Genomic DNA, 14,915 nt, shown 5'->3' with positions numbered 1-14,915 from the left:
GCGCGGCGTGCGGTCTCAGAAACCGTAGAGCCGGGCGGGATTGTCGACCAAAATCTTCTGGCGGATCGCGGCGTCGGGTGCCCACACCGGAAGCTGGTTGAGCAGGCGGCCGTCATCGATCTGGAACAGCGGCGCGATGTCGGTGGCCTTCCGTCCCGGCACCTGGCTCGAATCCGGATGCGGCCAGTCGGTACCCCAGACGATGCGCTCGGGATTGGCCGCGATCAGAGCCTGCGCGAACGGCGCCATGTCCTGATAATCGGGCGCAAGCTTCGACGAGCGGTAGGCGCCGGAGATCTTGACATAGGCCTTGCCGGATTTCACCAGTGCGACGAGATCGGAGAAGCCCGGTTGCTCCAGGCCGAGCGTCGCCTGCGCGCCGCCAAAGTGGTCGAACACGACAGGCACCGGCGCCGTCTCGACGAGATCCTTGATCGCCGAGATCATCGCAAGCGTGGTGTAGAGCTGCACATGCCAGCCGCGCGCCTTCATGCGCTCGACCGCGGCGCTGAAGCGGGGACGGCCGACATTGGGATCGTTGACGCCGCCGGTCGCGAGATTGAGGCGGACGCCGCGGAAACCGTCCTGGTGCATCGTGTCGAGCGTGCTCTCCGACGTCTTGTCGTCGATCACGGCAACGCCGCGCGCATTGGCGCCGCGGGCCTTCATGCCGAACAGGCTGGAGGAATTGTCGGTGCCGTAGACGCTCGGCGTCACCACCACCACGCGCTCCATGCGTAGCGCCTTGTGCAGTGCGGCCTGCTCGTCCGGGCTTGCCGGCTCGGGTGTGTAGACGCGGCCGGCAAAGAATGGGAATTTCTCGACATCGCCGTGGATATGGGTGTGGCAATCGCAGGCGTTGGCGGGGACGTCGAAATTGACCGGCGTCGCCGGCTGCGCCGCCGCCGCTTGGGCATCTTTGCTGTTCATCGCTACTCCGGCTGCGAGGGAGGCAAGCAGGACGCTGCGTCGGCTGAGCATGGAGTATCCTCCCGGTATGGTTGTTCTTGGTTGGGCGGTTTCATTAGCACATTTTTCAGGGACCGCCGCGCAAATTCAACGTTGAATTGAACCGGCCGCGCGCCGGTTTGACTAATGTTCCACGCTTAGGGATCATCGACCTCCCACCGGAATCACTTCATGAAAAACTTTGGAAAGTTCAAAGCGGGCGTTTCGGCCGTCGCGGTGCTGGTCGCGCTGTTTGGCGTCTACGGCTTCCGCAAATTGCAGGCGCTGGCGGCCGATCCGACCGGGCCAAAGGATTGCCGGCCCGCCGCCGACCTTGGCGAGCAGGGCAAGATCGATCTGGACAAGGTGAGGGCGATTGCGCCGCTCCAAGGGGTAAAGTGGTCGCAGCTTGGCGGCAGCATCAATGATGCGAGCTGCCTCAATCGCACCGAAATCTATGGCGTCGTCGAGATCCGCAGCGTCGACGACATCGCGAAGACGCTGGCGTTCGCGCGCGACAACAAGCTGCCGGTGACGACGGCCGGCGTGCGCCACTCCATGGGCGGCCAGGCTTTTCGCAAGGGCGGTATTGTGCTGGACATGCGGACCTTCAACCGCATCACCTTGAACGACACTGCGCGCACCGTGACGGTACAGCCGGGCGCGACATGGCACGACATCCAGATCGCGCTGCATCCGCGCTTCGCCGTCCGCGCCATGCAGTCGACCGATATCTTCAGCGTCGGCGGCTCGATCTCGGTCAATGCTCACGGCATGGACCATCAGGCCGGCGCGCTGGCGCGCTCGATCAAATTGATGAAGGTGATGCTGGCGGATGGTTCGATCCGTAACGTGTCAGCAACCGAGAACCCGGAATTGTTCAACCTCGTGGTCGGCGGCTACGGCCTGTTCGGCGTCATCGTCGAGGCCGAGCTCGATATCGCCGACAACGCGGTCTACCAGACCGGGCGGCGTGTGCTCGATTACAAGGCGTTCCCGGCGCTGTTCTCCGGTGAGATCGAGAAGGACACCAATATCGGCCTGATGTACGGCCATCTCTCGACCGCGCCGTCGACCTTCCTCCAGGAGATGCTGCTCTACACCTACACCAAGGCGGACGGCACCGACTTCCAGCGCCAGCCATTAGGCGAAGTCAGCAGCACGAAGCTGCGGCGGCTCACCATCAACCTGTCGAAGCAGGGGCCGTTCTTCCAGGAGCTGAAATGGCTCTCCGAAAAGCACATCGAACACCGCATGGAAAACTGCACGGTGACGCGGGCGCAGGCGATTGCCTCGGGCGAAGCCTGTCTCGTCAGCCGTAACGATCCCATGCACGATTCCGTGCCTTACTTGCGCAACGCGTTGCAGGAGGAGACGGATATCCTGCACGAGTACTTCATCCCGCGCAAAAACTTCGTCGCCTTCGTCGACGGCATGCGCAAGATCATGCTCGTCAACAAGACCAACCTGCTCAACGCCTCGGTCCGCGTCGTCCACAAGGAAGACAATTTCCTGACCTATTCGCCGGAGCCGGCGTTCTCGCTGGTGCTCTACATCAACCAGCCCACGGACGACGAGGGCAACGCACGCATGAAGAAGGTGACGGAAGAGCTGATCGACCTCACGACAGCCAATCAGGGCCGTTTCTTCCTGCCGTACCAGCTCTATTACTCGCGCGACCAGCTCAAGAAATCCTATCCGCAAATCGACGACTTCTTCGCCGCCAAGCGGAAGTACGATCCGGCCGGGCTGTTCACGAATACGATGTATCAGAAGTATGCGTCGTGAGACGCGGTACGGGACGACGCGTCATTGCGGGTGTAGTCCTGGCGCTAATGACGCTTGTAGGTCTCTACTTCTACGGATCGCCGCAATACAGAAAGCTGAAGGCTGAATGCATCGAAACCGGAATGGATCATTCGGATGCACCATCCGACGATGAGCTGCATCGGTTGTGGATGGCTTGTCGCAAGATAGGCTTTGGCGCTCCCTTGTGACGAGGGGCCTACGGACGGCCAGTGACCTCGGTGAGCTCAGTGCTGGTTGCCGACTGTTGCGAGCGCGCGAGGACGAACCGGGATGTCGCGGGTATCTCGGCCTCGGCTCTGCCGTCTTGGCCGATCAGGATCAATCCGGCGCCGCCGTTTGCCACGTTGAGAATGATTGGCTCACCGCTCCAGCTCTTGATTGGTTCCATTCCGATGATGAGGAATTCACCGATGGGTTGGTCGAGGTATTGCATGCGCAATTGCGGGCCGACTTCGGCCGCCGCAAGTTCGAAGCCGAGCTGTCGCGCGCGCGCGTAGACGTCGGTCAGGGTCACGACATCGGAGGTGAACCCAAGCTGGATTGGCGATACGAGGACAAGCTCAACGTCTGTCTTGCGAGAGCCAAGGATGAATGTCGGTCGCGCGAGGATTTCGGCGGCCTGCCCACCGACACTGCAACCCATGTCATTCAACTTGCTGCGCAGTCTGAGCGGGTCAGCGAAGGTACCGAGCGTGATCGTCTTCCATGTCGCCAGATCGCGGTCGGACTTAATTGGTTGTTGAGGCGTTTCGACCAGGCGTGTCTTGAGCGTCAGCCGTTTCTGCAAGACATCGCGGGCTGTGCATTGAGCCTGCGCCGCATTGCCTGCGAACTGGACGATGCAAGCCGCGCACAGGATCGAAAACATCTTCCGCATTTGCAATCTCCTCACAGGAAAGAGAGCGCAGCGCTGCTGTTGCGCTCCGGACACACTCGGTGTCGCGTGAGCGGCCGTGGCAGCTTCTGCTTCTCGCGTTACTCGGATAGTCGCTGGTTCAGGACAGCGGCGCTTCAACGGTCAGCGTAGCGCGGGTCCGTGGTGAGACCGCACGAAATGGCACGATAAAGGACGAAATCGGGCTCTGCGGATGCCTTGAGACGCATATCTCGGTCGGCTATGATCGACGGCGGAAGGTGTGCTCATGACCAGCCTGCGGCTGAATGGATACACGCTCGATCTGGATCAGGCTCAGTTGTTGGACCGGCGCGGCCAGATCGTTGAGCTCCGGCCTCAGGCTCTGGCAGTCCTGCTTGAATTGGGGCGCCATCACGGAGAGCTGGTTACAAAACCCGATCTCAGCGCGCGAGTCTGGCCGGGCGTTTCGGTGACCGATGACTCGCTGGTGCAATGCGTGGTCGAGATCCGGCGCGCGCTCGGTGACGTCAGGCAGCAAGTCGTGCGGACGATGCCCCGACGTGGTTACCTTCTGATCGTCGACGCGGCCGACACGGCGCCGCGTGATCTGCGGCGGTTCTATCGTATGGCCGCCGCCCTTGCGGTGGTGGCAGCCGCGATCGGACTGGTCTGGCAATATCCATTCTTCGACGCCGGCAGCTCCAAAGCGCCCGACAGGATGGTGGCGGATGTTGCAGTTCTGCCATTTCGCGTGCTCAACGCCGCTGGCGAAGGCAGCCCGGACGGCAACGGATTGGCCTACACGATTGCCGGCGAGCTCGCGCGCAATCCCGATCTGCGCATCGTGTCGACCCTCGCCACAGCTGATCTTGGCGGCAAGAACCTGTCGCCGGAACGGATCGCCGCGATGACCGGTGCTCGCTACCTCGTGGATGGCAGCGCGGAGAGGCGCGGCGACCGGCTCCAGCTCGACGTGCAACTGATCGCCTCCGGTAACGGCCGCATCGTCTGGAGCGGCCGGTTCGAGCCGACGGCGCAAGACTTGCCCGACGTCACCGATGCGCTGTTCTCACGGATCAGCGCCTCACTTGGTTCAACCGTGCGCGAGTCGGACCGGGCGGCGTTACGGAGCCGCGCGCCAGCCTCGCTCGATGTGCACGCGCACGTCCTGCGCACCTTGGCGTTGACGGCGGCGCCGACTCCCGAGGGCCTCCGCCAGGCGCGGCAGGAGCTCGAACTGGCGGCTCGCCTCGATCCGAACTACGCCCCGACATGGGCCGGCCTCGGACTGGTGAAGAAAATGCTGATCTTTGGCCAGCACGATCCTGGTCTCAGTCGTCAGGATCTGCCGCAGGCGATCGCCGACGTCGAACGCGCCATTGCGCTGGATCCACTTCGTGCCAGCTCGTGGCGCGCGCTGTCCCTGACAATCGAGGCGGGTCAGAACCCCGAGGCGGCAGTGGGCGCGGCCGAGCGGGCGGTCGAACTCGGCCCCGGCAATCCGGATAATTGGGTCGCCCTCGCCAGTGCCTTGCATCATGCCGGTCGGAACGAGGCCGCGATTGAAGCCTTTGAGAAGGCGGCCTCATGGAGTCCGTTACGCCCACCGCAATACGTTCACGTCGCGACGCGGCTGCGCTATTCCGTGCAGGATTACGAAAATGCGCTGCGTTCTGCCCGCGAATGCATGGATCGAACACCGGCGATGGGCTTCTGCAAGGCGATCTGGCTGTCGTCTCTCATTCGTACCGGTCGTGCCGCCGAGGCGGAAGCGGCGTGGCCCGCTTTGGTCGAAGCCACACCCTCTTTGCGGACGTATCGGATGACGCCGCGAAACACGCCGATGGCTCTATCGGTTGACGAGGACCTCGACCGGCTTCGCAAGATCAAGACCTCAGCAATAGCCCAGTAAAAGCGTCAGGCGGATGCCTGCTGACTGCCAACACGCAGTCTTCGATGGGAAACGCTCCCAAGCGTGCTCAGATTTGCTCGCGCTTCGGCGCAAGACCATTGCAGCCGCCGGCCTGCTCGGCGTCGAGCACGAGCAGGGCACCTGAGGCATAAAGCCGGCTGACGAAGTCGGCCACGTTCGAGCGCGCAATGGTCACATAGGCGTTCGAGGACAGCACGCGACCATCGGCCCTCGCGATAGCCGCAAGCGCCTGCGCTTGCGGGCCGATCACGGCCATCGAACGGCCCGGCGATGTTCCGAAGGTGAGCACGATGACGAGGGCGAGCCAGCCGGCGACCACGAGCGCAACAGCCGCGGCGATCTTGCCGATCGCGCGCAGCCGCGTTCCTCGTCCGTCAATAATCATAAAAATGCTCAAGGCTCGCACCCCGCGCCGTCAGCTCGCGCTTGATCTCGACCAGTCTGTCGATCCTAGCCTTTAAACCCGCACGGCGGAAGCCGGGCTTGGCATCGAGATCGAGCGAAAACAGCTCCGTCGTGTCCGCGACGTCAAGCTTCGCCGACGCCGGTGCAATCACCGTGATGAGGATGTCGTGATTGCCGGCGATCTCTGCCAGGCGATGTCCGCGGTCCAAAAGCCCGCTCAGGATCTCGGTCAGCGCCTTGTAGCGCGGCGCCTGCACGAGCTGCCAATCCGGCGATAGCGCACGGATCGGCTTGATGCGCGGCTCGGCAGCCAGCACGTCCGGCGGCAGCGCCGCGACCACGAACATGATGTCGCGCGGCTCGTCGTCGCTGGAGGCATCCAGCGCCTTCTGGATCGCCTTGGCGTAGCCGATCTTGAGGAAATATTCGGTGCCGAGCGCAAAATCGCGCTCCCAGCTGCGCAAGCTGCTCGGTGTCGGTGCGGAGATCGCCATCAGGCCGTTCAGCGTGTCGCGGAACGGATATTTGTACCAGGGGATGGTGTAGAGGAACGCGGCGTAGTCCTGCAGCACCGCGCGCGCAAACTCGTCCTGCGGCGTGAGCTTTGGTCCCCTGATCCATTCGAAGATACGGCCGATCGTGTTCTCGTAAAGACCCTTGATCGCATATTCGGCCGAATAGCTGATGCCGATGACGTAGATCATCATCTTGACGTCGAAGCGCGACTGCATGGCAGGCGGCACTGCGCGGTTGATGGTGCAAAAACTTTTCCAGAAGCCGAAGATGTGGCCGAGATAGCCGAACTGGCTTTCGCTGGAGTGATCGAGGAAGCGGCCAAAATCCTCGAAGGAATAGACGATGTACCATTCCGGGAAGGTGAAATAGGTGTTGTCCAGGGGGCGACGGTAGCCCATCTCGTCGATCGTGGGCAGGGCGATCGCTGATGTCGTCGATGCGGCTGCTTGCGACGCCGGCTGGCAGGTCCCTTCGATGTAGGCGAGCGGCACCAGGATCGCGAGTGCGATCAGGACGAGCAGCGCAAGCAGGATGCGACGCAGGCGCCTAAGCATGGGCAGGCCGCGTTCGCGGGGCCAGGACATAGCCGATCAGGATGGCTACTCCACCGAGGCCAAGATGCGGGGCGTTGGCGAAGATGCGGGTCTGGAGCGGCAGGTTGAGCACGCCGTTGATGAGGATGCCGAAGTCGAGATAGCCGCTGCCGGTGAGAAGCCCGAGCACGCCGTCGGCGAAATAGAACACGCCAAAGAGCTGGAAGAACAGTTCGGAGGCGCGGCGGGACGTCAGCGCCGCGCTCAATGCCCATAGTGCGGAGACGAGGTGCAGCCCGTCGGCGTACCAGGTGCGGCGGAACAGGCCGAAGATCATGTCGTTCTGGTCGATAAAGGCAGGGATATAGCCGGTGAGGATCACGAACCCGAGCAGCGCGGCGTAGCCCCAGGCGCATAGTCTGATGATGTCCATCGTTCCTCCGGTGAAGCTCGAATCCTGGTTTAGCTTAAAGGTTTGCGAGCGCCTTGAGCAGGGCGTCGTTGAATTGGTCCGGCGACTCGATCTGCGGAATGTGACCGAGGCCGGGTAAAACAGTGAGGTGCGCTTGTGGCAGGAGGACGTTCAGATCGCGCGCCTGCGCCAGCGGCGTCACGTCGTCCATGTCGCCCCAGAGCATGGCGACGGGCTGCTTGAGCCGGGCATAGGCGGCGCGGTCCGCGCTCGCGGCGCCGCGGTCGGAGCCGACGAAATAGTACATCCAGTCGGCGATGTCGGACGTGCTGTTCTGCCGCGTCAGCGGCCGCTGCAGGATCTCGACATATTCCGGCAGCGCGCGATCCTTCTTGGCGATCAGCGATTTCAGCAGCGTCTTGGTCGCCAGCGGATTGGTGACGGTGAGCGACACCAGCATCTCGCGCAGCCATTTTGGCTTCAGGACCGACGGCGGATCCGAGGGCTCAGCGGTCAGCCCCAGCGCCGCGTCGACCAGCACGAGGCTTCGCGCCCGCGCCGGGTAACGCATCACCAGCTCGGTCGCGGCGCCCGCGCCGAAGGAATGACCGACGATGATCGCCGGCGGAGCATTGAGCCGCTCCAGCACATCGTTGACGCGCTGGGCCTGATCAGGTCGCGTGTAGCTGCCGGGCCGGTCGGAGAACCCAAACGGCGGCAGGTCGAGCGCGATGACGCGATAGCCGGCATCTGCGAGCGCGTCGGTCGTTCGCCGCCACAATTCGCTCCAGGCCGCCGTGCCGTGGAACAGCACGACCGGCGTGCCGGTGGCCGGCCCCTTTTCCTGAATGAAGACTTCGCCCGAGCGTGTCTTCACCCATTGCCCGGTCGCCGGCGCCAGATCGCCGCGCCCGGCGGTCTCGCGCGCCGATGCGGCCAGCCGAAATCCGACGACCGTGACAACGGCCAGCACGAGCAGTGCCAGGCAGGCCTTGAGGGCGATGCGGAGTATTTTTGAAATCAAATGGCCCTCGGGCAAATCGACGCGAAGAATCGGCCGCTACTCTAGCCAAGGTAGAGCAGCGGGCCAGCCGCAAAATGCGAGCGTGCTGATTGCGCGGTTAATGACCTCCTGTGGATGCCAGGATCAGAACTGGCATATCCCTCGGGGGCGACAGGGCGCTCGCTAATCCCTGCGACGACCTGGGCGTTTGAACCGTGGGCGGAGGAAGTGTGACCTACCTCGCAGAGCCCGATGAGGGGATCCAATATCTGCAATGGGACCGTTTCCTGGATTGGAAGCACTCCCGTGAAAAACCATTTTCCCCTGCTGGATCCGCTGCGCTTCGGGACTGCCCTCGGCGTCGCCATTTTTCATCAGATGTTCTGGTCCTGGGCCTGGGTTTCGATTGGCGTTCCAGGTTTCGAGCGCTATGTCGCCGCCGACGTTCTGTACCCGTCCGCCGCACCCTTCACATGGTTCGGCTGGGTCGGCGTTGAAGTCTTCTTCGTCATTTCCGGTTTCGTCATCGCGAATTCCGCCAGCAAGTCTTCCCCGACAGAGTTTCTTCTTGGCCGCGTGCTCCGGCTTTATCCGGCGGTCTGGGTTTGCGCCACCGCGACCCTCCTCGTCCTGGTTCTGTTTGGCAGCGGACCAGCCTCCGAATTCATCCTCCCCTACATCCACGCCATGACGCTCGTTCCCAAGGGAGTCACGCATCAATGGCTCGACGGCGTCTATTGGACACTGGCCGCCGAGGTGGCGTTTTATGGGCTCGTGTTTTGCGCGATGCTGACGAAGAAAATCACCCTGCGGCACCTGGCTTTCGGCCTCACCATCTACAGCGCTATCTTCAACGCTGTGGCGTTGCTGGTGCTGTCCTGCACGACTCCATCCGACCTGCCATATCTCGTTATTCTGATGTTCCGGGTGCCGTGCGCAGCATTCCTGTTGACCCATGGCTGCTTCTTTGCGCTGGGCATCTGGCTCTTCATTTCTGCAAACCGAGAACTGTCCGTGCTCGAACGGGTCGCCGTCGCCGTCACGGTTCTTTCGGGGGCCGCAGAAATCTACTTTTTTGCCTCTTTCTTTTTGACGTCCATACCCGCCATCGCGGATCAATCAGCCCTCGTGCCGATCATGGTCTGGGCGGCTGCGGTGGGCCTCATTGCCTGGTGCGCGAACAGGAACAGGCGCTCTACGGCCACCGCTTCGGCTGAAGCGCCGGCTTACTGGAGAACGCTCGGGCTGATTACCTATCCGCTCTATCTCACCCACAACGTTGTCGGCACAGCGATTATTCGGTTCCTGGTCGATGCTGGCCTGGATGCCACCTCGGCCGTGTGGATCCAGCTGGGCATGCTTGTCCTGATCTGCTGGTTCATTTGTGCGAAGATCGAGCCCGCCATCAGAGGCGTGATGACGCAAGCCATTGCATATTTCGGACAGCTTCCGGAAAGACTGCCAGCGTCGAAGCGCCCGAGGTTCTCTCGGGGGCTGGGCCTTCGGCCGCACGTGCCGGCAAAGATGATCGCCAATTTGCGATAACCGGCGCCCCGCTAGACTGGCTTCCTGACACACATCGGACGGAGAAGTTTTGCGAGTTAAGGCAGGAAGGAGCGAATGAAGGTCACCAGGGACATGGTGGATGAAGACTTGCGCGGCAGCTATGCCGTTGGGCGGATTATCGCAAGCTTCTTTCACACGCGATGGTTCTCTCTGCTCGTGTTCCGTTTCAGTGCGGACATCCTGCGGGGAAAAGACATGAGAGGGCTTGTCTGCCGAGAGCGACATATTCCGAGCAGAAATGGCGGGGCGCCTATTCGTGTGAGAATCTATCGGCCGACCACGGCAGCTGGACCACTACCGGTCATGCTCTACCTGCATGGCGGCGGTTACGTTTACGGAGTCCCTGAGCAATTCGGCTCAATCATCAGGGACTTCATCGAGACAGAACCGTGCATCATCGTCGCGCCGGACTATCGAAAGGCCGTTGAATCGCCGTACCCGGCTGCATTCAACGACTGCTACGACACCCTGCTATGGATAAGGGACAATGCGGCCTCTCTCGGCGGAAGAACCGATGGATTCATCGTGTCAGGCCATAGCGCGGGCGGAGGGCTTGCGGCGGCCGTCTCGCTCAAGGCGACCGATGACGACGCTGCAAAAATAGCCTTTCAAATGCCGCTCTATCCAATGATCGATGACCGGCAGAATAGCGCCTCCGCCGTCGAAAACGACGCACCCGTATGGGATGAAGAAGCCAACAGGCTGGCGTGGTCCCGTTATCTCGATGGCGTGGAGACCGTTACGCCTTACGCGGCTGCGTCACGCTGCACAGACTATACGAAATTGCCGCCGACGATCACATTTGTCGGCAGTCTCGAGCCATTTCGGGATGAAACGAAAATCTACGTTGAGAACCTTCGTCGGGCCAATGTTCCGGTTGAGTTCGAGGTGTTCGAGGGCGCCTTTCATGGTTTCGACTTGATGGTGCCGGACGCTCCAATCAGTCGGCGAGCAAACCAGTTTCTTATGGAAAATTTCCAGAAGTTTGCTCAGCGGTATTTCCCCTAGAGCATGATCCGGAAAAGTGCGCAGCGGTTTTCCGAAAAGATCATGCTCAAACAAAGACCTAAAGCGCGATGACGTTTCAACCTAAAGCCATCGCGCTTTAGGACCATCAACACGGTCTGGACAGCCGCTGCATCATTTGCACTTTCGGATGCGGCAGGGAGCTTGCTCGACGAAGCAGAAGCTCGGTCGCCCCAGCGATGGGTCGGTCTGGAACGCAACCGGTCAAGTCTTGCAACATTGGCATTATGCACCCGATTTGCCCGACGCGTCAAGCGAAATTCGTAAAATCAGTAGTTCGTCGTGCCGGCCGTCACGGGCTACTGTGCATGGGGTTGTTTCGACACTTTTGTCGACGGCCGCCAAAACCTCGGACCGAAGCCGATCTGATCACTGCCCCGACGGCGTGCGCAGGCCGTGCCAGGCGTCGCGCACCTGATGATAGTGCACTTCGGGCAGATAGTCCGGCGTGTTCAGGTTCAGCGTCTTGACGTCGAGATGGCCGACGGCGCTGAGCAGCGTGTAGGACGCGATGACGCGGTCGCGCAGCGCACCGATCAGCCGCGCCTTGGCCTGGATCAGATCGGCTTGCGAGTTGAGGACATCGACGGTAGTGCGCTGGCCGCCCGCGGCCTCGCGCTGGACGCCCTGCAATGCGACGGTGGCGGCCTTGACCTCGGATTCGGATGCCTGGACAGCGACCTTGGCGCCTTCATTGGCGACCCACGCGCTGGTCGCCGCCGTGCGCGCCTGGTTGCGCACCTGGTCGAGCACCAGGCGGCTTTGCGCGGCGGTTTCCTTGGCTTGCCGGGTCTGCGAGGCGGCCTGGCCGCCGTCATAGATCGGCGCGGTGACGTTGGCGACGATGGAGGCCTGGTCGGTGCCGAAGGTGCCGAGCGTCGGGTCGTTGTCGCGGCTCTTGCTGACGCTGCCTTGCACGCCGGCGCTCGGCAGCAGGGCGCCTTCGGCGACGCGGATGTTGGTGGCGGCAACGTCGACGTCGAAGCCTGCCGCCATGACGGCCGGATGTTCGCGGATCGACATCGCCAGCGCATCTTCCCGGCTGCGCGGCAGATAGCGGTCGACGACCTCGGCGGGCCGGAGCTGCGACGGCGCGTTGCCGATCACTTGCGCGTAGGTCGCCTGGCTGACGGCGAGCGCGACCTCGGCGGCGTTGAGATCGGCAAGGCCGCGGTTGAGGCGCGCCTCGGCCTGTGCGCTGTCGGTCGGCGTGACGTCGCCGGCGTTCAGCCGGCGCTGGGTCACGGCGAGCGTCTCCCGCAGGAATGCGACGTTGGAGCGTTGGGCTTCGACCAGCGACTGGTTGGCCAGCACGTTGGTGTAGGCGGTCACTGCATCGAGCAGCACGCCCTGGCCGACATTGCGCAGCGCCTCGCGGCCGGACTGCACCTGGAGTTCCGCCACCCGCACGCTGTTGGCGGTCCGGAAGCCGTTGAACAGGTTCTGCGTCACGGTGACGCCGATCACCCAGGGCTTTAGCGTCGAGGTCTGGATGGTGTTGTCGGGAAGCAGGTTGCGCACCGCCTGGAGGCCGGCGCTCAGGCTCGCGACGATCTGCGGCCGGTAGCCGGCGAGCGCCTGCGGCACGTTCTCGTCGGTCGCGCGCTGGCGCGCCCGCTCGGCGTTGAGCGCCGGGTTGGTCTGATAGGCCTTGGCCAGGGCCTCGGGCAGCGCCTCCGCGAAGGCAGTGGCGGGCAGGGCGCAGGACATCGCAAGCGGCATCGCAAGCGCGGCCCATGCAACGAGGACAGGACCCGCGCCTGATCGACGTCGCGTCGCCGCGCGACCAGTTCTGGCGGCATGCCTGTTCATCAAATCCCGCAAAACCCCGGCTGTCCGCCCCCGCCGATGGCGGCCCTGTTACCTGTTTAGCGGCCACCGGTCCCGCAGGCAAACTGCCGCAGATGAAACCCCCATGAAATCCGTGCTTGTTGCAGGTTCGTCACAGACGAATCTATCAGGCAAATGCGTTATAGCAGGCCGCCGGTGCCTCCCGATTCCGAGGGGCGCCGTCCTGCCACTTTGGTCCGGGCCCTGCGGATGATGCCAAAGCTGTTCTCCGACGCCGACGCTCTCGCGGAGGACATCATTCGCGATGTCGGGACGGATCTCGTGGTCGGGCTGCCGCTCGGCCTCGGCAAGGCCAATCACGTCGTCAACGCGCTCTACGCACGGGCAGTTGCGGATCCTTACATCAAGCTGACACTGCTTTCGGCGCTGACGCTGGAAAAGCCGAAACCGAAAGGCCTGATCGAGCGCCGCTTCATTGCGCCCGTGATCGACCGCCTGTTCGGTGGCTATCCCGATCTCGCCTATGCCGAAGCGATGCGCAACGGCAGCCTGCCGCCCAATATCTCCGTCATCGAGTTCTTCTTCCTCGCCGGGCGCTGGCTGCACGTTGCGGCGGCACAGCAGAACTACATCTCGGCCAACTACACCCACGCCGCGTCCTATCTGCTGGCGCGCGGGATGAATGTCGTGACGCAACTCGTGGCCAAGCGCGTCGTCGACGGCGTGCCGCGCTACAGCCTGTCCTGCAACACCGACACCACGCTGGACGTGCTGCGCGAACGCCATGCCGGCCGCGCCTCGTTCCGGCTGATCGCGCAGGTGAATTCCGAGTTGCCGTTCATGCCGGGAGCAGGCGATCTTTCGGCGGACGAGTTCAGTGCGGTGCTCGACAGTCCCGCAACCGATTTCCCCTTGTTCGCGCCGCCGTCCGAGCCGATCTCGGACACCAAATACGCCATCGGCCTGAACGCGGCTTCGCTGGTGCGCGATGGCGGCACGCTGCAGATCGGCATCGGGCAGATCGGCGACGCGCTGGCGCAGGGCCTGATCCTGCGTCACCGCGAGGGAGCTGCCTTTCACGAGATCCTGACGCGGCTTTCACCTGCGCGCCCGATCGTTGCACGGGAAACCGGCGCCTTCGACACCGGTCTCTATGGCGTCAGCGAAATGCTGACCGAGGCGTTCATCGGCCTGCTCGATGGTGGCATTCTCAAGCGCGCGGTCGATGGTGTCGTGCTGCACGGCGCCTTCTTCCTCGGCCCAAAATCCTTCTATCGCGCATTGCGCGAGATGCCGCCGGACCAGATCGCGCGCATCCAGATGATGCCGGTGTCGTTCACCAACGCGCTCTATGGCGATGAAGAGGACAAGCGCCGCGCGCGCCTCGATGCGCGCTTCATCAACAATGCGATGATGGCGACGCTCCTTGGCGCGGCCGTGTCCGACGGGCTCGAGGACGGCGAGGTGGTGAGCGGCGTCGGCGGGCAGTACAATTTCGTGGCGCAGGCCTTTGCGCTGCGGGATGCACGCTCCGTGCTGACGCTCGAAGCGACGCACTGGGCCGGTCGAAGCGTGCAGTCCAATATCCTCTTGCGCTATGGCCATCAGACCATCCCGCGGCATCTGCGCGACGTCTTCGTCACCGAATACGGCGTCGCCGATGTCAGGGGACAATCGGACGCCGATGTGATCGCGGCGATGCTTGCTATCGCCGACTCGCGCTTCCAGGACGAACTGATGCGGACCGCGAAGGACGCCGGCAAGCTGCCGCGGGCTTACGAAATTCCGCCCCAACATCGCGACAACAATCCGGAGCGGATCGCGCGTGCGCTGAAGCCTGCGCGTGAGTCAGGCCTGCTGCCGTCGTTCCCCTTCGGCTCCGACTTCACGGATGTCGAGCAGCGCCTGATCCCGGCGCTGCAAGTCTTGCAGGCCGCGCAGCGCTCGCCGCGCGAACTCGCTGTCCTGTTGTGGCGGGGACTGACGCACACGCCTGATGCGGCCGACCACGAGGCCCTCGCACGCCTTGGCCTCGATCGCCCCAAGACGTGGCCCGAGCGCGGCTACCGCGCGCTGGTGAGCGCGGCTTTGGTGCGCATCCGGGGTATGTAGCCGTC

12 protein-coding genes are annotated in these 14,915 nt (G+C 63.1%); 5 read left to right on the top strand and 7 right to left on the bottom strand.

Annotation, left to right across the window (positions count from 1 at the left end):
- Positions 1 to 15: 15 nt before the first annotated feature.
- On the bottom strand, positions 16 to 981 hold the full coding sequence (locus KUF59_RS29435) for an amidohydrolase family protein (RefSeq protein WP_212455690.1): 966 nt from the start codon (positions 979 to 981) through the stop codon (positions 16 to 18).
- A 159-nt stretch (positions 982 to 1,140) separates the two neighbouring features.
- Between KUF59_RS29435 and KUF59_RS29430 the strand changes: the two genes are divergently transcribed.
- Positions 1,141 to 2,736, top strand: coding sequence for an FAD-binding oxidoreductase (locus KUF59_RS29430; protein WP_212455689.1), 1,596 nt, complete (start codon positions 1,141 to 1,143; stop codon positions 2,734 to 2,736).
- 217 nt (positions 2,737 to 2,953) lie between these two features.
- Here KUF59_RS29430 and KUF59_RS29425 read toward each other — a convergent pair whose 3' ends face one another.
- A complete protein-coding gene (locus tag KUF59_RS29425) occupies positions 2,954 to 3,634 on the bottom strand; it encodes a hypothetical protein (RefSeq protein WP_212455688.1) in 681 nt (226 codons plus the stop codon).
- Positions 3,635 to 3,899: 265 nt separating this feature from the next.
- Between KUF59_RS29425 and KUF59_RS29420 the strand changes: the two genes are divergently transcribed.
- A complete protein-coding gene (locus KUF59_RS29420) occupies positions 3,900 to 5,525 on the top strand; it encodes a winged helix-turn-helix domain-containing tetratricopeptide repeat protein (RefSeq protein ID WP_212455687.1) in 1,626 nt (541 codons plus the stop codon).
- A 67-nt stretch (positions 5,526 to 5,592) separates the two neighbouring features.
- Here the strand turns inward: KUF59_RS29420 and KUF59_RS29415 are convergent, their stop codons facing one another.
- From KUF59_RS29415 to KUF59_RS29400, 4 genes are read right to left on the bottom strand one after another with little or no spacing between them, the layout of a single operon-like run.
- Positions 5,593 to 5,931, bottom strand: coding sequence for a hypothetical protein (locus tag KUF59_RS29415; RefSeq protein ID WP_212455686.1), 339 nt, complete (start codon positions 5,929 to 5,931; stop codon positions 5,593 to 5,595).
- Positions 5,921 to 7,021 (bottom strand): hypothetical protein, encoded by a 1,101-nt coding sequence (locus tag KUF59_RS29410; protein ID WP_212455685.1) that lies wholly within the window; start codon positions 7,019 to 7,021, stop codon positions 5,921 to 5,923. The genes KUF59_RS29415 and KUF59_RS29410 overlap by 11 nt, the downstream gene beginning before the upstream one ends.
- The gene (locus KUF59_RS29405; protein WP_249139988.1) at positions 7,014 to 7,433 is read right to left on the bottom strand and encodes a hypothetical protein; all 420 of its coding nucleotides are present in this window, start codon (positions 7,431 to 7,433) and stop codon (positions 7,014 to 7,016) included. Before KUF59_RS29405 ends, KUF59_RS29410 begins: the two co-directional genes overlap by 8 nt.
- A gap of 34 nt (positions 7,434 to 7,467) precedes the next feature.
- A complete protein-coding gene (locus KUF59_RS29400) occupies positions 7,468 to 8,436 on the bottom strand; it encodes an alpha/beta fold hydrolase (protein WP_212455684.1) in 969 nt (322 codons plus the stop codon).
- 285 nt (positions 8,437 to 8,721) lie between these two features.
- Here KUF59_RS29400 and KUF59_RS29395 point away from each other — a divergent pair, with 285 nt between their 5' ends.
- Together KUF59_RS29395 and KUF59_RS29390 are read left to right on the top strand one after the other, a co-directional pair.
- Positions 8,722 to 9,960 carry an acyltransferase family protein gene (locus KUF59_RS29395; protein ID WP_212455683.1) on the top strand — a complete coding sequence of 413 codons (1,239 nt, stop codon included), beginning with the start codon at positions 8,722 to 8,724 and terminating at the stop codon, positions 9,958 to 9,960.
- A gap of 75 nt (positions 9,961 to 10,035) precedes the next feature.
- Positions 10,036 to 10,989, top strand: a complete 954-nt coding sequence (locus KUF59_RS29390) for an alpha/beta hydrolase (RefSeq protein ID WP_212455682.1) — start codon at positions 10,036 to 10,038, stop codon at positions 10,987 to 10,989.
- A gap of 387 nt (positions 10,990 to 11,376) precedes the next feature.
- Here the strand turns inward: KUF59_RS29390 and KUF59_RS29385 are convergent, their stop codons facing one another.
- Positions 11,377 to 12,819, bottom strand: a complete 1,443-nt coding sequence (locus KUF59_RS29385; protein ID WP_212455681.1) for a TolC family outer membrane protein — start codon at positions 12,817 to 12,819, stop codon at positions 11,377 to 11,379.
- A 231-nt stretch (positions 12,820 to 13,050) separates the two neighbouring features.
- Between KUF59_RS29385 and KUF59_RS29380 the strand changes: the two genes are divergently transcribed.
- Entirely contained in the window at positions 13,051 to 14,910 is a 1,860-nt protein-coding gene (locus KUF59_RS29380; protein WP_212456011.1) for an acetyl-CoA hydrolase/transferase C-terminal domain-containing protein, read from the top strand.
- The last annotated feature ends 5 nt before the right edge of the window (positions 14,911 to 14,915 follow it).

The organism is Bradyrhizobium arachidis (assembly GCF_024758505.1).
In the GTDB taxonomy this organism is placed as follows: domain Bacteria; phylum Pseudomonadota; class Alphaproteobacteria; order Rhizobiales; family Xanthobacteraceae; genus Bradyrhizobium; species Bradyrhizobium manausense_C.
Note: the sequence above shows the minus strand (reverse complement) of the source record. Positions and strands in the feature narration are given on the sequence as shown.